Genomic DNA, 17,140 nt, shown 5'->3' on the forward strand with positions numbered 1-17,140 from the left:
TGGGTCGGTACCCCCTCGCGGTCAGGACTCGAAGGCCTCCGGCGGCGGGCACGAGCAGACCAGGTTCCGGTCGCCGTAGGCCTGGTCGATCCGGTCCACCGGCGGCCAGTACTTGTCCCGGCGCAGCGACTCCAGCGGGTAGACCGCCTCCTGCGGACTGTAGCCGCGGTCCCAGGAGAGCAGCGACTCCGCGGTGTGCGGTGCCCCCTTGAGCGGGTTGTCCGAGGCGTCCCACTCCCCCGAGGCCACCCGGTCGATCTCGGCGCGGATCGCGACCATCGCCTCGACGAAGCGCTCCAGTTCGGCGAGGTCCTCGCTCTCGGTAGGTTCCACCATCAGCGTGCCCGCCACCGGGAACGACATGGTCGGCGCGTGGAAGCCGTAGTCCATGAGCCGCTTGGCCACGTCCTCGTTGCTGATCCCGGTGGCCTTCTGGAGGGGGCGGATGTCGATGACGCACTCGTGCGCCACCAGGCCGCCCGCACCGGTGTAGAGCACCGGGTAGTACGGTTCCAACCGCTGGGCCAGGTAGTTCGCCGACAGCACGGCGGTCTCGGTGGCCGCGCGCAGCCCCTCCCCGCCCATCATCCGCATGTAGGCCCAGGAGATCGGCAGCAGGCCCGCCGACCCCAGCGGGGCCGCCGAGACCGCGCCCACCGCGCCCTGTGCCCCCTCGCCCGGCCGGGACGGCAGGAAGTCGGCCAGGTGCGCACGGACCGCGACCGGCCCCACCCCCGGGCCGCCCCCGCCGTGCGGGATGCAGAAGGTCTTGTGCAGGTTCAGGTGGCTGACGTCCGCACCGAACTCACCGGGCTTGGCCCAGCCCAGAAGGGCGTTGAGGTTGGCCCCGTCCACGTACACCTGGCCGCCCGCCTCGTGGACCAGGCGGCACACCTCGGTGACCGTGTCCTCGTACACGCCGTGCGTGGAGGGGTAGGTCACCATGATGGCCGCCAGGTCCCCCGCGTGCTCGGCGGTCTTGGCGCTCAGGTCGGCCAGGTCGATGTTGCCCCCGGAGTCACAGGCCACCACGGCCACGCGCATGCCGGCCATCACCGCGCTGGCGGCGTTGGTGCCGTGCGCCGAACTGGGGATGAGGCACACGTCGCGGTGTCCCTCGCCCCGGGAGCGGTGGTGGGCACGGATCGCCAACAGGCCCGCGAGTTCACCCTGGGAGCCCGCGTTGGGCTGGAGGGACACCGCGTCGTAGCCGGTGGCCTCGGCCAGCCAGCCCTCCAACTGGCGGGCCAGGGCCAGACTCCCTGCCGCTTGGTCGACCGGGGCGAAGGGGTGCAGGTCCGCGAACTCGGGCCAGGTGACCGGCTCCATCTCCGCGGTGGCGTTGAGCTTCATCGTGCACGAGCCCAGCGGGATCATCGTGCGGTCCAGCGCCAGGTCGCGGTCGGCCAGGCGGCGCATGTACCGCAGCAGGGAAGTCTCGCTGCGGTGGGTGTTGAACACCGGGTGGGCGAGGTAGTCCATCCCGCGCCTCAGCCCCTCGGGCAGCCGGTCCCCCGCGTCGGAGAGCGGTTCGGGGCCGCCCTCGGTGAAGGCCGCCGCCACCCGTGCCAGGTCCTCGGGGGTGGTGGTCTCGTCCACGCTGACGCCGACGGTGGTCTCGTCCACGGCCAGGAGGTTGTAGCCGGCCTCCAGTGCCCGGCGGACCACCTTTCCTGCGTCGGGTACGCGGACGCGCACGGTGTCGAAGTAGGCGGTGTGCACCGTCTCCAGGCCCTGCGCCTCCAGGGCCCCGGCCAGCGCCGCGGCTCCGGCGTGCACCCGCTGCGCGATGGCCCGCAGGCCGTGGGGCCCGTGGTAGACCGCGTACATCCCGGCCATCACGGCCAGCAGCACTTGGGCGGTGCAGATGTTGCTCGTGGCCCTCTCCCTGCGGATGTGCTGCTCGCGCGTCTGGAGAGCGAGGCGGTAGGCGGGCCGCCCGGTCCCGTCCCGGGACACCCCGACCAGTCGCCCGGGCAACTGGCGCCGCAGTTTCTCCCCCACCGCCATGTAGCCCGCGTGCGGCCCGCCGAAGCCGAGCGGGACACCGAAGCGCTGGGTGGAGCCGACCGCGACGTCGGCGCCCAGGTCACCGGGGCTGCGCAGCACGGTGAGGGCGAGGATGTCGGCGGCCACGACGGCCAGCGCACCCCGCTCGTGGGCCTCGGCGATGACCGCGCCCGGGTCGCGGACGAGCCCGCTCGCTGCGGGGTACTGGACCAGGACGCCGAAGGCGTCGCACGGAAGGCCCCGGGACAGGTCGGCGGTCACGACCTCGATACCCAGGGGCTCGGCGCGCGTGCGCAGCACGTCGAGGGTCTGGGGGAAGACGTCGGCGTCGACCGCGAACGTGTCGGAGCGGCTCTTGGAGGCGCGGCGCGCAAGGGTCATGGCCTCGGCCGCAGCGGTCGCCTCGTCCAGCAGCGAGGCACCGGAGACGGGCAGGCCGGTGAGGTCGGAGACCATGGTCTGGAAGTTGAGCAGGGCCTCCAGGCGGCCCTGGGAGATCTCGGGCTGGTAGGGCGTGTAGGCCGTGTACCAGGCGGGGTTCTCCAAGATGTTGCGGAGGATGACCGGAGGGGTGTGGGTGCCATAGTAGCCCTGGCCGATCAGCGACGTGCGCACCCGGTTGCGGGAGGCCAGTTCGCGCAGTTCGGCCAGCGCCGCGGCCTCGCCGACCGGCGCGGGCAGGGCGAGGCGGACACCGCGTCCGGGGTCGTCGAGGAGGGCGTCGGGAACGGCGGCCGCCATGAGTTCGGCGGTGGATCCGTAGCCGACGGCGGCGAGCATCCGCGCGGTCTCGGCGGGGGTTGGGCCGATGTGGCGGTCGGCGAAGCCGCTGGCGGGCGCGGACGGCGACTGCGGTGCGGACTGGGCTGGCACGGAGACCTCCTGGTGACAGGGCCGAGCGGATCGGCGTGTTCCTCGCGGTCTCCCCCTCTGTCACCGGGCCCTCGGGCCGGGTTTCAGAGCGGCCTCCTCCACACGGTCCATGGTGCCTGAGAGGTTACTGGGGAGTATTGCCCCGTCGGCGCCCCTGCCGGGGTCTCTCCCGCGTGGTATCGGCGGCCAGTTGACGCTATGTGGATACGACGACAGGACGAATGTCGTTTTCACCCTTGTTGTGCCAACGGTAGTCGATCGCCCGTCGGGAGCCGAGCCCCGGGGCGCGTGTTCCGCGCAACTCCGCCCGGACCCGCTCAGCCGGTGCGGCGCTCCCTGCGACGCCGGGCCAGCTCGTCCACCGGCGGGGCGTCCGGCAGCTCCTCGGCGGGCACCACGCCCAGCGCCTCCTCTAGTTCGCGCCAGACGTGGGCCAGGGCCAGGCCGAACATGCCCTGCCCGCGCTGCATGAGGTCGATGACCTCCTCAGGGGAGGTGCACTCGTAGACGCTGGCACCGTCGCTCATCAGGGTGATCCGGGCCAGGTCCTGCGCTGGCCTGCCGCGCAGGTGGTCGACGGCGGTACGGATCTGCTGGAGGGAGATGCCCGTGTCCAGGAGTCGTTTGGCCACCTTCAGCAGGAGGATGTCGGGGAGGCTGTACAGCGGTGCGCCCTGGACTCCGACGGGCACGCTCGGCCGCACCAGGCCGGTTCTGGCCCAGTAGTCGAGCTGTCGGTAGGTGATCCCGGCGGCGGTACACGCCGCCGGCCCCCTGTACCCGGCGTCCATCGGCAGCGCCACCACGTCCTCTTCGCACAGCAGGCCCCGCTGTCCCGCCAGCCGCAGCGCGGACCGCCTGTCATGGGTCTCCCGCTCGCTGCCCGCTACCGCCACGCCGACCTCCGGCCTCTCGTCCCACGGCGGTATTGACAGGGGATGCCCACTCAGGGACGGGGGTGCGCCGCGGGTTCCACAGCACCGACGGTAGGACGACCGACCGTAAGCGTCAACGAAGGCGACCGGCGCGTCGCCAAGTGCCCCACCCCCACACGCCCGGGCCCCTCGCGCCCGCCGCGTGCGCGGCGGGCTCCGGCCCGTGCCGGAGTGGACCCGCCCCGGGGCGGGTCTACTCCGCGCGTCGGCCGAAGTCCTCCGGTGAGATGTTGTCCAGGAACTCCCGGAACGCCTCCACCTGGTCCTCCTGTTCGTCGGGCATGGGCATCCCCGCCTCCTCGATCACGTCCTCGTGCGCGTAGATCGGCGTACCGGTCCGCAGCGCGAGGGCGATCGAGTCGGAAGGGCGCGCACTGACCTCAACACCGTTGGCGAACACCAGTTCGGCATAGAAGATCCCGTCGTTCAGGCCCGTGATGTTCACCGTCCGCAGACCCGTGTCCAGGGCCTCCAGCACGTCCCGGAACAGATCGTGGGTCAGTGGCCGCGCGGGGGCGATCCCCTGCTGGGCAAACGCGATCGCCGTCGCCTCCCCGCTGCCGATCCAGATCGGCAGGTAGCGGTCTCCGTCGGATTCCTTGAGCAGGACAATCGGCTGGTTCGAGGGCATCTCGACCCGGACGCCGACGACCTCCATGTGCTTCACAGCGGCTCCGTCCCACGACGTCGTATTGCCGGATGGGCACTCGTCCCCGCTCCCCCATGAGGATTCAGGACCCGAGGGCTGAATCGGCACCCTTCGTTACAAAGCTCTCCGGAGGCGGGGGCCCGCAAACCTTGTCGGCCCACCCGCCCCGGCTTCTCGCGCCGCTCAGCGGCGCGGCTTCGTCAGCAGCACCATGCGGAACTTGCCGATCTGGATCTCGTCCCCTCCGCCCAGCTCCGCCTCGTCGACCGGCTCACGATTCACGTAGGTGCCGTTCAGACTGCCCACATCCCGGACGCCGAAACCTCCTCCGCGCCGGAAGAACTCCACGTGCCGACGGGAGACCGTGACGTCGTCGAGGAAGATGTCGCTGTTGGGATGGCGGCCCGCGGTCGTCACATCACTGTCCAGAAGGAAACGGCTGCCGGCGTTGGGCCCCCGCTTGACCACGAGAAGCGCGGTCCCCGCGGGAAGGGCGTCGGCGCTGTTCGGGTCGTCGGTCGACGGATCGTCACCGGTGGACTCGTCCTCCAGGGCTTGTATTCCAGAGATCGAAATAGTGGATGTGACGTCGCCGACTGAATCCCCGGCCGCCCCCGGTTGCGGAGTCGGCTGCTGGGGCCTGCTGATCGGGGTCCCACAGTGGGAGCAGAAACGGGCATCATCCGCAACGGCGTGACCGCACTGCGTGCAGTAAACGCTCGACATAGGTCGGCTCGGCCTCCTACCGCACGGGGCGGTGCTTGATTCGGCTGATCGGTGACACGTTCCAGACGCCGAACGGGCTCTCCACCCGCCCACCGCCCGGAGCGGCGAGGCGACGCGCCGCACGGCAGCGGTACGCCTCACGTGGTCGGTCTGTCAGGTCTCTTCCCCCATGTCGTCCTCTTCATCACCCCGGCCATGCGTCCGCACCGCCGGGATCACCGACCCGGCCGGTGACGCGCTACACCGGGGAACACTCGACTTTAAACCATATCCGTCTCCCGGAAGGCGCGTGCGCCCTCCCCGGTCGGCCAGGGACACCCGGGCCCGCCCCGGCAGGAGGATCCGCGGCCCCGACACCCGGGGCGCCGTCTCCGCAGGACCTCATCCGGACTATGGATACCTGCTCTGGTGCTGATGCCGCTCCGACCGGTTTGGTTCGTCCCCGGGGCCACGGATTCGAAAGAAGTTCCCCGACCGTGCCCGGAGCGCCGTCGTGTCCAGTTTAGCCGGAGCGCCCCGGCCACGGCCGGGGCTGTGGACGGGGTGCGCGGCGGGGCCGCCGCGCACCCCGGGAACCTATCCCTCGGCCCGCTCCACCACGGACGCCCACTCGTCCAGAAGGGCGTGGGCGACGTCGGAGTCGGAGCCCTCGGCCCACAGGTGGGTCACGGCCTCGGAGGTGTCGGGCAGGACCAGGGCCCAGCCGCCGTCCTCCTCCAGGACGCGCACGCCGTCGGTGGTGTCCAGCTCCCTGTCCCCGGCGGCCTCCACCACGGCCCGCATGACGCTGCCCTTGACCGCCCACGGCGTGGGAACCGAGCGCCGCAGCAGGTGTGCCCGGGGGATGGCGCGGTCGATCCGCCCCACCGGGCGCTGCGCCCGCGCCACCAGCCCCAGCAACCGCACGAACGCGGCGATGCCGTCACTGGTGGGGCTGAACTCGGGAACGACGAAGCCGCCGCGGTTGTCGCCGGCGAAGACCGTCTCGTCCCCGGCCGCGCGTACGGCCTTGGTCAGCTCGTCGGTCGCTGTGGCCGTCCACCGCACCCGGGCTCCGTGCGCCTGGGCCACCCGCTCGGCCACCCGCGTGGTCGTCACCGGAAGCGCCACGGTGCCCCCGCCTCGCTCGGCGGCGACCAGGTCGAGGAAGACCAGCAGCGCGCGGTCGTCGTCGATCAGGGAACCGGTCTCGTCCACGATGGACAGCCGCTCGCCCACCGGGTCGAACCGCACCCCGAAGTCGGCGTTGGACCCGGACACCAGTGTGGCGAGCCGCTCCATGTCGCGCATCCGCTTGGAGGCCGTGTCGGTGGGCGAGAACTCGTCGAGGCGGTTGTTCACCGTGAGCACGTCCACACCGATCCGGCCCAGCAGGGACGGGAGGATCAGCGCACCCGTACCGCCGGCGCAGTCCACCACGACCTTGAGCCCGGCCTCGGCGATACCGGTGGTGTCCACCGAGCGCAGCAGGTCGTGGGAGTAGTTCTCCACCCCTCGGGAGGGGAAGGTGAGCTCACCGATCTCGCCGGGGAAGGCCCGCCGGTACTCCGCACGGGAGAAGACGCGGTCCAGCTTGCGCTGCGCCCCGGGCGACAGGTCGGCGCCTTCCCCGTCGAGGAAGAGGATGTCGACCGACTCCGGGTCCCCCGGACTGGTGCGCAGGAAGATGCCGCCGCTCACACCGCTCTGCGCGGTGTGCAGCCGCGCCACCGGCAGGGGCACGACCTCCAGGTCGCGCACGTCGATCGCCGCGGCGGTGAGCGCGCTGATCACGGCGCGCTTGAGCGTGCGCGCCGCCCGCGACACGTCGCGGGAGGTCGTGACGATCGCCCCCTTCTTCAGCGTGGTCGCGTACGCATTGGCCAGGCGTACCGCCAGCTCCGGGGTGATCTCCACGTTGATCAGTCCGGACACCCCGCGGGGCCCGAACAGGGAGCGCTGCCCGCGCGACTCCCACACAACGTTGGTGTTGACGACCGCCCCGGCCTCGATGGTCTTGAACGGGTACACCTTGACGTCGTTGTGCACGTAGGCCTCGGACTCGATGACGCAGTCCTCGCCGACGACCGCGCCCTCCTCCACCCGCACCGCCGACATGACGTCGGTGTTCTTGCCCACGACCGCGCCGCGCAGGTTCGCGCCGCGGCCGACGAACACGTTGTCGTGCAGGACCGTGCGGTGGCAGAAGGCGTCGGCGCGCACCACGGTGTTGCTGCCCACCACGGTGAACTCGCGCAGTTCCGCCCCGGCCTCGACCTTGGCGTAGTCACCGATGTAGAGCGGGCCCCTCAGGACGGCCTTGGGGTCCACCTGGGCACCCTCGCCCACCCACACTCCCGGCGACATCTCGAAGCCGTCGATGTCCACGTCGACCTTGCCCGAGAGCACGTCGCCCTGGGCGCTGAGGTAGCTCTCGTGGGTGCCCACGTCCTCCCAGTAGCCGTCGGCGATGTAGCCGTAGAGGGGCTCGCCCTCCTTGAGCAGTTCGGGGAAGACGTCACCGGACCAGTCGACCACCTCGCCCGCGGCGACCCGGTCGAGGACCTCCGGCTCCATGATGTAGATGCCGGTGTTGACCGTGTCCGAGAAGACCTGCCCCCACGTGGGCTTCTCCAGGAACCGCTGGATGCGTCCCTGGTCGTCCACGATGATGATGCCGAACTCCAGGGGGTTGGGGACCCGCTTGAGGGCGATGGTGACCTTGGCGCCGCTCTCCCGGTGGAAGCGCACCATGTCGGTGAGGTCGATGTCGGTGAGCGCGTCACCGGAGATGACGATGAACGGTTCGCCGCGCAGGTGCTCCTCGGCGTTCTTGACACTGCCCGCCGTGCCGAGGGGGACCTCCTCGGCGACGTAGTCGAGCTTCATGCCCAGTTCCTCGCCGTCGCCGAAGTAGTTGCGGATGAGGGTGGCCAGGAACTGGACGGTCACCACCGTCTCGGTGAAGCCGTGCTTGCGCAGCAGGCGCAGGACGTGCTCCATGATGGGTTTGTTAACCACCGGAAGCAGGGGTTTGGGCTGGTTGGCGGTCATCGGCCGCAGACGGGTCCCCTCACCGCCCGCCATCACGACGGCCTTCATCGGCGGGGCCGCCGGCGTCCGCGGGGCGTCGCCGGGGGTGCTGGGGGCGGTCATCGCGCGTACCTCCGTACGGAAACGGCGCCGGAGGCCGCGTGGGGATGGAGTTCGGAGCACGCGCTCACGCGCGCCGTGGGACATGTTCTCATTGCGGAGACGACACTCCCTTTCGATCCGACAGGACTCACGGTGCGGCGGCCGCCCCGGATCGACTCCGTCAACGCTGTCCCGGTCGGTCGGATCGGTCCGATCCGTGCCGTGCGCGGCGCGGGGTCGCTGTCTCCGGCGGCCACGGGGCCACCGGGGTGATCAGCGCGCCCGCGCGCGCCGGGTCCGGGCGATCAGGCCCAGCCCCTGCACGGCGTAAAGCAGTCCGGCCCACCAATACAGAGCCGTTCCCCACAGCGCGAAGGCCCAACCCATAATTCTCGCCACATCGCCCACGAGGGACTGGTGCCCGGCGATGAACAGCAGGGGAAAGGCGTAGAGCAGGCACAGCGTGGCGGCCTTTCCGGCGAAGTTGACCGGGAGGGGGCCGTAGCCGAAATGGCGCAGCAGCGGCAGCGCCCCGATGATGAGGACGTCGCGCAGCACCAGGATGGCCATGAGCCACCACGGGATGATGCCTCTGACGACCAGCCCCAAGAGCGCGGCGAAGATGTAGAGCCGGTCGGCGAGGGGGTCCAGGACCGTCCCCAGCCGCGAGGCCTGGTTCCAGGCGCGGGCGATCTTGCCGTCGAGCCAGTCGCTGGCCCCGGCGAAGGCGAGGACGAGCAGGGCCCACCAGTCGGCCTCCGGCCCCAGGACAAGCCACAGGAACAGGGGCACGCCGAGCAGTCTGAGCATGCTCAGGACGTTGGGAACGGTCCAGATCCGGTCACTGACCGTCGCCGGGGCCGTACCGCCCCCCGCCTCGCCGTCCTCGTCCGCCCCGGATCTCACCATGGCGCCCACGATAGCCGCCGACGGGAACGTTTCCTTCCGTGAACGGCCGCCACCTGCGACGACGTGTCCCCCGGCACAGGAAGCAGCCCGCCGCGCCTCACCCGGGGGCCGACGCGGTGTCGAGCAGCGGTGCCAGCCGACGCAGGGGGCCGATTCCGGTCGGCTCGGCGTCCTGGAGCGGAACCCGCGCCACCCCCAGGTGCGCGAAGCGCTCCAGCGTGGCCGACAGGGCTCCGGCCCCGTCCGGGCCGGGCGCCCCCTCAGGGGGGATCTGGTTGACGACGACGGGCCCGAGCCGGAACCCGGCACCGGTGAGCCGCTCGACGGCACGGGCGGTCTCGGCGAGCACCACGCGCCGGGGCAGGGTCACGAGTGTGACGCTCGCGTCCTCGCGCAGCCGGGCCGCGGCCCGCTCCAGTCTGCGGCGGCGTTCGTGCAGGCGCTCCAGGAGGGGGTCGCCCTCGGGCGCGCCTTCGCCGACGGCGTCGGCGAAGGCCTCGGCCCTGAGGGCCCGTTCGCGCTGGCGTGCCAGGCCCACCACCCACGGCGTCAGGAGGGCGGGCAGGTCGAGCAGGCGCAGCAGGTGTCCGGTGGGCGCGCTGTCGACCACCAGGTGGTCCCACCGCCGGCCGACCTCGTCCATGCGGTCGATGAGCAGGTCCGCCAGGGCGGACTCGGCCATGCCGGGCGCGGACGCCGCCCGGTCCAGATGGCGGTGGACCGCGGGCAGGACCTCGTGGGGCACGGCCCGGCGCGCGTCCTCGGCCACCCGGGCGACACGGCGGCGCACGGCGGCCTCCGCATCGGGTTCGGCGGCCCACAGGTTCGGCGCCACCGCGGCGGGATCGTCGGACAGCGGCACCTCCAGTGCGTCACCCAGGGAGTGGGCCGGGTCGGTGGAGAGCACCAGGACCCGGCGTCCGGCATCGGCCAGGGACAGGGCCCGGGCGGCGGCCAGGGTGGTCTTGCCGACACCGCCCTTGCCGCCGACGAAGACGATCGGTGCGGTGGTCAACAGCAGCCTCCCGGGGATCCGAACTCCTCGCGCCCCATCCGCCGGTGCCATGCGTGCAGGTCAGCGACCATGTACGGGATGAGGTCGAGGGTCTCGTAGGCGGCGGGGTCGTCCACCCCCAGCGCCTCCAGCATGAGCAGGGCGCGCAGGGTGTCCTGCTGGGTGCGCGCCTCCCGCCGCCGGGCGTGCCCCCAGCGCGCCTCGAAGACCGCCTGGTGGAAGTCCTCGACACGGCGCCAGGCGGTGAGGGCGCGCCGCCCGGCCCGGACCAGCGGCCCGGGCCGGGCGGCGCCGTCGCGGCCGTCCACTAGTCGGCACCCTCGGCCGCGGGCTCGGGGGTCTCGTTCCCGTCCCGCCCGGTTTCCGGCCCGGTCCGGTCGGCGGTGCCGGTGCCCCGGTCCCGGTAGGCCCGGCGCAGGGCGATGCCGGCCTCGGCCATCATCCACAGGGCGAGCCCGAAGATGACCGCGTCGAGCGGTGCCAGCAGGAACCTCTGGATGCCCTCCTCGGAGGAGGCGAAGCGCACCGCCTGGATGACGAGCGCCCAGGAGGTCATCACGGCCAGGAAGACCAGCGGGACGAGGATCGCGACGGGGTTGCGGCCGCGCTTGGTCACCCATACCGCGATCACCGACAGCGCCAGGGCCGCCGTGAGCTGGTTCGTGGTGCCGAACAACTGCCACAGGGTGCCCAGGGCGAAGTCGCCGGGCACCAGCGACAGGGCGAGGGGGAAGGCGACCGCGATCAGCGTGGCGACGGTGATGTTGCGGGCCAGGAAGGTGGCCGACCGGTGGAGGGCGCCGCCCCCGCCGGCCTTGTCGGCCTTGTCGGCCACGATGGTGGCGATCTCCTGGATGGTGTACCTCTGGAGACGCACCGCCGTGTCCAGTGTGGTGGCGGCGAAGCTCACCACGACGACACTGGCGAAGACCAGGCCGGTGGCCTCGGGGAGACCGATGTTGGCGGCGAACCCGGCGACCCCCTGGACGAACTTGCCGCCCGCACCGGTGCCCGCGGCCTCCCAGTCGACGTAGATGTCGGCCCAGGCCATGCCCTCGTTGGCGGAGAACACCATGATCCCGGCGGTACAGGCCAGGATGGAGCAGACCGCGAGCGTGCCCTCGCCCAGGGAGCTGAGGTAGCCGACGTACCTGGCGTCGGTCTCCTTGTCGAGCTGTTTGGACGTGGTGCCCGAGGCCACCAGGCTGTGGAACCCGGACACGGCGCCGCAGGCGATGGTGATGAACAGGAGCGGGAAGATCGACGGCGACCCCTCGGGCACGTCGCCCCGGAAGGCGGGGGCGGCGATCGTGTCCATACCGACGACCACCCCGACCATGATGACCACGAGCGCCAGCACCATCTGGTGCTGGTTGATGTAGTCGCGCGGCTGGAGCAGCGTCCACACCGGCAGCCGCGAGGCGAAGAAGGTGTAGGCGAACAGCAGGGCGATCCACACGACCGAGGCCTCCACGCCCAGGGCGGCGGCGATCGGGTCGACCGTGACGGGCACCAGCTGGCCCAGCGGGATGCAGGCGTAGACGACGACCAGCGCGATGATGGACGGGATCAGCGCCGCCGTACGGCGGCGGTAGACGATCTGTCCGACCCCGATCGCCAGCGGGACGGTCACCAGGACCGGCAGTACGGCCTCGGGGTTGCTGATGAACAGGCCGGCGATGACCACCGCGAACACGGCGTTGACCAGGGTCACCAGGAAGAAGATGATCAACAGGAACAGGATCCGGGCGCGCGCCCCGATCACGTCCCTGGCCAGGACCCCGATGCCCTTGCCCTTGTGCCGGACCGAGACGACGATCGATCCGAAGTCGTGGGCGCCGGAGGCGAAGACCGTGCCCAGGACGACCCACAGCAGCGCGGGCCCCCACCCCCAGAACACGGCGATCGCGGGGCCGACGATGGGGGCGGCGCCCGCGACCGAGATGAAGTGGTGCGCGAAGACGATGTGCTTGTTGGTGGGCAGGTAGTCCACGCCGTCCCTGTAGGCGTGCGCGGGGGTCACGAAGGCCGGGTCGAGCCGGTAGACCCGTTGGGCGAGATAGACGGAGTAGAAGCGGTAGCCGAGCGCGAACAGCGCCAGGGCCCCGAGGAGGACGACTACGGCGGGCATGGGTTTTCCTTCGCTATGCGCGGTGCCCTCCGGTTCGTGGCCGACGGGCACCCCGCTTCGGGGGGTGGTGTACAGTCCCGAGAAATTAACATGAGGTCTACGTCACAGAAAAGGTTCGCCCGTGCACGACTTGGCAACGGCCTGGCGCCGTTCCCCGTCCGGCGAGATGTGCTGGCTCTCCGACGACGGCCCCCGCGCCCTACCGGTCGTGCCGCTGATGGCCGACCACCCGTGCGTCGCCCTGCCGCTGGCCTACCTGTCCGAGGCCGACTCCCTGCTCGACCGGGCGGCGTTCTGCCTGTCGGCCGCGGCCGGGCCGCAGGAGCCGACCCTGGTCGCCACCGGCCGGATCCGGGTCCTCGTCGACCTGGACGGGTCGGTCTTCGGCGGGGACCTGGTCGAGCAGGAGGTCGTCAAGCACCCGCCCACCCGGCTGCGGTCCGGGAGCCTCATGGCGCGCCGGGAGAACTGGTGGTGGATGCCGCGCGCCGTGGTGAGCATGGTCGAGGTGGACGCTGTGCGCCCGCTGTCCGCACGCACACGGGCCGACGACGCCCTGCTGGTCCGCCAGGTCGGCGCGGACGCGCGCGTGGACACGGTGACCGCCCGGGACTGGTCCTCGGGACCGGGCGGAGAGGTGGAGCTGTGGCCGCGCGACGGGTCCGGTCTGGACGGTGACGGGACCGCCCTCGTCCTGGGCCACCAGGCCAGCCCGGACTACGAGCGCTGGGAGTGCTGGAGACGCACCGGCCGGCTGCGCGGACAGACGCTGACGGTGGCGGCGGCCGACGGCGGGCCCGACCCCTCCCCGCGCCCCTTCACCCTGTTGGAGCGGCTACGCAACCACCGCGAGGTGCGCCGCGCCTGCCGGGCTGGCATCGCCGCCGCCGAACGCCGTCTCGTCCGCTGAGGACCGTCAGGGGTCCAGGACGGCGTCGGCCGCGCGCAGCCCGGACAGCAGCGCGCCGTGGACGGTGGCGGCGTGCTCGATCTCCGTGGCCTCACCGGCGAAGTACAGCCGGTCGCCGACCGGCTCGCGCAGGGCCTCGCGGTCGCCGTCGTGGGACCCCACGGCGGTGTAGGAGAAGGCCCCGCGCGCGAACGGGTCGCCGCCCCAGTGGGTGAGGTGGTGGTCGACGGGGTCGGGGGCCTTGCCGAAGAGCGTGCGCAGCGACGCCATCGCGTGCTCGACCACGTCGCCCTCCTCCATCGCCGACAGGAAGCGGGCGGCGTTGCCCCCGTTGCGGCAGACCAGGACCGGCCGGCCCAGGACGCGCTGTCCCGCGTACCAGTGGAACCAGGTGCCCTTCTCGGTGCCCAGGTGCACGATGACCTCGGAGTCGCCCCAGAAGACCTCGTCGAAGAGCAGGAACAGCTTCTCCATACTGCCGTTGCCCAGGCGCTCGACGGCCCGGTGCTTGTCCTCGGGCAGCTCCGGTTCGAACCCGACCTGGCCCGCCTTGAGCACCCCCAGGGGAAGGGTCACCAGGACCCGGTCGGCGACCAGGGTCTCCTCACCCTCCGGCGTGTCCACGCGGACCGCGGCACCGGTGCCGTCGTGGGAGATACCGAGCACCACGTGCCCCAGGCGCACGTCCAGCCCCCGGGCGAGGTGGTCGGTGAGCCGCTGCATCCCGTCGGGGAACACGACGTCGTCGCCGCTGAACTCGTGCAGGGAGGCCACCGCTCCGAAGGCGATCTCGGTGGGGTCGGCGCCGTGGTCGCCCTCGGCCATCCGGTGGACGATCTCCCCGGCGTCCCGGGCGCGGGCGCGCACCAGGTTCGCGTCGTAGAGAGCCTGCCGGATGCCCTCCTCCATGGTCTCGCCGGAGTCGGTGCCGACCTTGGCCCAGTACATGTGCTCATGCAGGAGGTGGACGTCCTCCATGTTGCGGCGGTGGCGGTCGAAGAGGAGTCGGCGGCCCTTGGGGTCGTAGGCGGTCTCGGTGGCGCGGTTGAACACCTCCGTGCGCGCCTGCGACGCGCGGACCAGTTCGGCGAGGGGGTTGCTGGCCTCGCCGCGCATCCAGGAGGCCCCGGCGTCGACCGTGCAGCCCTCCCAGAGCCTGACCGAGTGGATGCGCCCGCCCGTGCGGCCGCGGGCCTCCACCACGGTGACGCGCTCGCCCGCCTCCGCGAGCCGGTCGGCGGCGGCCAGCCCCGCCATACCCGCGCCCACCACGATGGTGTGCCCCCGGCCGGGGGCGGCGGTGCGGCCACGGGGTTCGTCCGCCGCGGCCCTGGACTCGGGTTCCCCGGACTCCTGTGTGTGCACGTTTCCCGGGTCGGCCATCGCGTGTCCTCTCGCCGGTACCAGCCAACGATCGCGACCCTATGCACATGTCGCGGGACTTTCGGCAACGACACCCCGCATGGTAGAATCATCGTGACTGAGCGCGCATGCGAAAAAGGCGTGTACCACAGCAGACCGGCAAAGGGGAGCGCGCCCCCGCGTGGAACATCCGGCCCTCCGAGGTCGGCGGTGTCCTGGGATCCGTTCGCCGTGCACCTCGGCGAAGAGGGCGGTGAGGGTCTCGCCGGTGTCATGGAGAGCACCGAGGAGCACCTCGGCAGCTGCACCGAAGGGTCCGGGAGCGGCATCGTCGCCACGGCGCTGGGCGAGTTCGCCGAGCACCGCTTCGGGGTCATGGGCGAGAGGGTGGACCGTCGCCCGCACCAGTGAGGACACGGCCCAGCGCCATCCGGTACAGCGGCGGAGAGCAGCGCTGGTCGGGGCGGGCACTCGTGTCTGACCCCGCGATCACGCGGGCGTTTGACCCAACGCGAGTCGCGACGGACCCGCTTGGCCACAGGCGGACAGGAGCGGTGCCGGTCGAGCCGCTCACCGGTCCGGGCCGCCACCTGCCCGTACAGACGGCACCTCCGGTCAGGGGAAAACCGCCCCTCCCCGAGAAGCGGGACGCACCACACGCAGCGCGCGGGTGCACGGGACCCGGCCGGGGGTCCCCTCCACTCCGCCAGCGGCCCCCACACATCAGCGCCCGCACCGTGCCACGGGCCGACAGCCCCCGCACCCACGCTTGGAGCATGGGTGGGACCGCGAGGACCGCACCGCTCCCGGCCCGCGCAGGTACCGTTTGGCCTCCACTCCCGCACGAGCCGCCGCGATCAGGGCGTCCTCGGTCACGCGGCGGGGGCGGGCGGCGAACGGCAGCGCGGTGCAGGGCCCGTCCGCCAGAGCCCCGACCGGGGGCTCCACGCTTTCCCCACCCGCCGTGCCTGGGCCCCTCGCCGGTGGCCCAGGGGCCGGTCGTCGCGCCGGCGGCGGGGTGGGCGCCTCCCCCGCTGAGGGTCGCCGCCCGGACTTCGGAAAGGCCGAGCGGTCGGTGTCGTTGCCGAAGCGGGCGGCGTTGGCGGGTGTGTCGGCCGCGTCCAGGCCGGTGCCGTCCAGCGGCGCCAGCCGCTCCGGGCCCGGCGGGCCGCCCGGGGCGATCGCCGAGGCGGTGGGGGACTCCCACCGCTGGCCCCAGGAGCGGGTCGGACGCGGGGACCCGGCCAGGCCGAGTTGGTCGGTCGACCGGCCGCTGGTGGTGTCGGTGTGGTCGGGCGTGGGCACCCACCGCAGATTACCGCCCCGGCCCGGAGACGGTGAACGGAACGCTGTTGCGAGCAGAGAGAACACACAACCTCAGCGGCGTTGCCCCTGGAGAGGACCAGAGCAGAAAACCAGGAGGAAACCGACTGACACGAGGCCAAGAGCGGCAAGGGCTTGGACACCGCCGTCCCGCCAGGCGTCGTGCCACTCGTGGACGGCTTGGCGAGACGCACCGAGCATGCGGCCGAGCTCGGCTGGGCAGTGCTGCCCCGCCCAGGGCAGGGCAGGGCAGGGCAGGGCAGGGCAGGGCAGGGCAGCGGCGAGCATCCGTCGTTCCCCAAGCTCTCGGGCGGTACTCTGATCCGGGTGGACGTGTTCCATGGCCCAGCGTGCGCGTTCGTGCCGCCAACGATCGCGTCCAAGGTCAGTAGTCAGCCGCTCTCCTCGTGTCTGACGGCAAGCGCGAGTCGTTCGACCCGGCCACGGAGACGGTCGAAGGTGTCTTCGAAGGCTGTACGGGTGGCTGTCCGTATCGGGTCGGGAATCGACCAGTGCAAGCGGTCTCGGGCGGGGGGGAGCTCTTCGTGGGCACTGTCACAGACCGCCACGACCAAGTCGTCCTGACGCAGCACGTCGTCCACGTGGGCTGTGGTTCGGGATTCGAGACACAGACCGTGCCCTCGCGCGGCGGCCAGCGCGCCTTCGTGGACACCCGGACCCGGACGGGTTCCGGCAGAGGCGGCGGGAACGGGGCTGCGGTTCTCCCACAACGCGGCGGCCAGCTGGGAACGGGCCATGTTGTGGGTGCATACGAACACCACACGGGGTGCGTGCAGCAGCGGGCCGGGGGCGAGTGCGGTGAGCGCCTCGGGACGGAGACGGATGTAGACCCGGCGGCTATCGGCCTCGGAACGGACACGAGTGATGACCTCGGCCTCCTCCAGGACACGCAGATGGTAGGCGATGAGGTTGGAGCGCATTCCCAGCAATCGACCCAGTTCACTGGGTGAGGCGTCACCCGTCCTCAAGACGTCGGTGACGGCCAGGCGCGCGCTGTCCGCCAGTACTCCGTATAGGTTGGCCCGTCGTTGCAGCGGGGAACCGGGCTTTCCCGACTCGATGTTTGCCGGGTGAACATGTGTGGGCAAGGCTGTGATCCTTCCATCCGCACGAAGCCCGGTCGGGCTCGGGAAACCGCGAAGCTTCTCCCGCCTTCGCTCCC

General features: G+C 71.8%; 13 protein-coding genes, 1 pseudogene and 1 riboswitch. Of the genes and pseudogenes, 2 read left to right on the forward strand and 12 right to left on the reverse strand.

The annotated features are described in order from the left end of the window. Positions 1–21 precede the first annotated feature (21 nt). The 9 genes and pseudogenes from gcvP to B042_RS0103550 form a co-directional block, all read right to left on the reverse strand. Positions 22–2,883 (reverse strand): aminomethyl-transferring glycine dehydrogenase, encoded by a 2,862-nt coding sequence (gcvP, locus tag B042_RS0103510; RefSeq protein WP_028647082.1) that lies wholly within the window; start codon positions 2,881–2,883, stop codon positions 22–24. Between the two features lie 93 nt (positions 2,884–2,976). Next, positions 2,977–3,065: riboswitch (glycine riboswitch) on the reverse strand. Positions 3,066–3,200: 135 nt separating this feature from the next. Beyond that, on the reverse strand, positions 3,201–3,674 hold the full coding sequence (locus B042_RS0103515; RefSeq protein WP_081748580.1) for a MerR family transcriptional regulator: 474 nt from the start codon (positions 3,672–3,674) through the stop codon (positions 3,201–3,203). 337 nt (positions 3,675–4,011) lie between these two features. Further along, complete coding sequence (locus B042_RS0103520; protein ID WP_028647084.1) at positions 4,012–4,485, reverse strand: bifunctional nuclease family protein; 474 nt, start codon at positions 4,483–4,485, stop codon at positions 4,012–4,014. A 165-nt stretch (positions 4,486–4,650) separates the two neighbouring features. After that, positions 4,651–5,193 (reverse strand): FHA domain-containing protein, encoded by a 543-nt coding sequence (locus B042_RS0103525; protein ID WP_028647085.1) that lies wholly within the window; start codon positions 5,191–5,193, stop codon positions 4,651–4,653. Positions 5,194–5,769: 576 nt separating this feature from the next. Next, a complete protein-coding gene (locus tag B042_RS0103530) occupies positions 5,770–8,328 on the reverse strand; it encodes a sugar phosphate nucleotidyltransferase (protein ID WP_028647086.1) in 2,559 nt (852 codons plus the stop codon). A 135-nt stretch (positions 8,329–8,463) separates the two neighbouring features. Then, a pseudogene (locus B042_RS21810) lies at positions 8,464–9,216 on the reverse strand (CDP-alcohol phosphatidyltransferase family protein); the annotation flags it as partial. A gap of 97 nt (positions 9,217–9,313) precedes the next feature. Beyond that, positions 9,314–10,282: an ArsA family ATPase gene (locus B042_RS0103540; RefSeq protein ID WP_051415434.1), complete on the reverse strand. Its 969-nt coding sequence runs from the start codon at positions 10,280–10,282 to the stop codon at positions 9,314–9,316. Continuing rightward, positions 10,228–10,539, reverse strand: a complete 312-nt coding sequence (locus tag B042_RS0103545; RefSeq protein WP_028647088.1) for a cory-CC-star protein — start codon at positions 10,537–10,539, stop codon at positions 10,228–10,230. Before B042_RS0103545 ends, B042_RS0103540 begins: the two co-directional genes overlap by 55 nt. Next, positions 10,539–12,362, reverse strand: a complete 1,824-nt coding sequence (locus B042_RS0103550; protein ID WP_028647089.1) for a carbon starvation protein A — start codon at positions 12,360–12,362, stop codon at positions 10,539–10,541. The genes B042_RS0103545 and B042_RS0103550 overlap by 1 nt, the downstream gene beginning before the upstream one ends. Positions 12,363–12,483: 121 nt before the next feature. On the opposite strand from B042_RS0103550, the gene B042_RS0103555 reads away from it, so the two are divergent. Continuing rightward, the gene (locus B042_RS0103555) at positions 12,484–13,272 is read left to right on the forward strand and encodes a hypothetical protein (protein WP_028647090.1); all 789 of its coding nucleotides are present in this window, start codon (positions 12,484–12,486) and stop codon (positions 13,270–13,272) included. Positions 13,273–13,278: 6 nt separating this feature from the next. Here B042_RS0103555 and B042_RS0103560 read toward each other — a convergent pair whose 3' ends face one another. Next, positions 13,279–14,655, reverse strand: coding sequence for an NAD(P)/FAD-dependent oxidoreductase (locus B042_RS0103560; protein WP_028647091.1), 1,377 nt, complete (start codon positions 14,653–14,655; stop codon positions 13,279–13,281). Between the two features lie 189 nt (positions 14,656–14,844). Between B042_RS0103560 and B042_RS21815 the strand changes: the two genes are divergently transcribed. Next, positions 14,845–15,045 (forward strand): DUF6507 family protein, encoded by a 201-nt coding sequence (locus tag B042_RS21815; protein WP_051415435.1) that lies wholly within the window; start codon positions 14,845–14,847, stop codon positions 15,043–15,045. 312 nt (positions 15,046–15,357) lie between these two features. On the opposite strand, the gene B042_RS0103570 is transcribed toward B042_RS21815, so the two are convergent. Continuing rightward, on the reverse strand, positions 15,358–15,939 hold the full coding sequence (locus B042_RS0103570; RefSeq protein ID WP_028647092.1) for a hypothetical protein: 582 nt from the start codon (positions 15,937–15,939) through the stop codon (positions 15,358–15,360). 410 nt (positions 15,940–16,349) lie between these two features. Then, positions 16,350–17,066 carry a helix-turn-helix domain-containing protein gene (locus B042_RS0103575; RefSeq protein ID WP_231493759.1) on the reverse strand — a complete coding sequence of 239 codons (717 nt, stop codon included), beginning with the start codon at positions 17,064–17,066 and terminating at the stop codon, positions 16,350–16,352. Between the last annotated feature and the right edge of the window lie 74 nt (positions 17,067–17,140).

Origin of the sequence: Nocardiopsis sp. CNT312, assembly GCF_000515115.1 — a bacterium.
Lineage (GTDB): Bacteria > Actinomycetota > Actinomycetes > Streptosporangiales > Streptosporangiaceae > Nocardiopsis.

Bases quoted from the DNA above. Each gene is read 5' to 3' on its own strand.
- B042_RS0103540 (WP_051415434.1), bottom strand. From the start codon at position 10,282: ATGGCACCGGCGGATGGGGCGCGAGGAGTTCGGATCCCCGGGAGGCTG.
- B042_RS0103560 (WP_028647091.1), bottom strand. From the start codon at position 14,655: ATGGCCGACCCGGGAAACGTGCACACACAGGAGTCCGGGGAACCCGAG.
- B042_RS0103515 (WP_081748580.1), bottom strand. From the start codon at position 3,674: ATGGACGCCGGGTACAGGGGGCCGGCGGCGTGTACCGCCGCCGGGATC.
- B042_RS0103530 (WP_028647086.1), bottom strand. From the start codon at position 8,328: ATGACCGCCCCCAGCACCCCCGGCGACGCCCCGCGGACGCCGGCGGCC.
- B042_RS0103550 (WP_028647089.1), bottom strand. From the start codon at position 12,362: ATGCCCGCCGTAGTCGTCCTCCTCGGGGCCCTGGCGCTGTTCGCGCTC.
- B042_RS0103525 (WP_028647085.1), bottom strand. From the start codon at position 5,193: ATGTCGAGCGTTTACTGCACGCAGTGCGGTCACGCCGTTGCGGATGAT.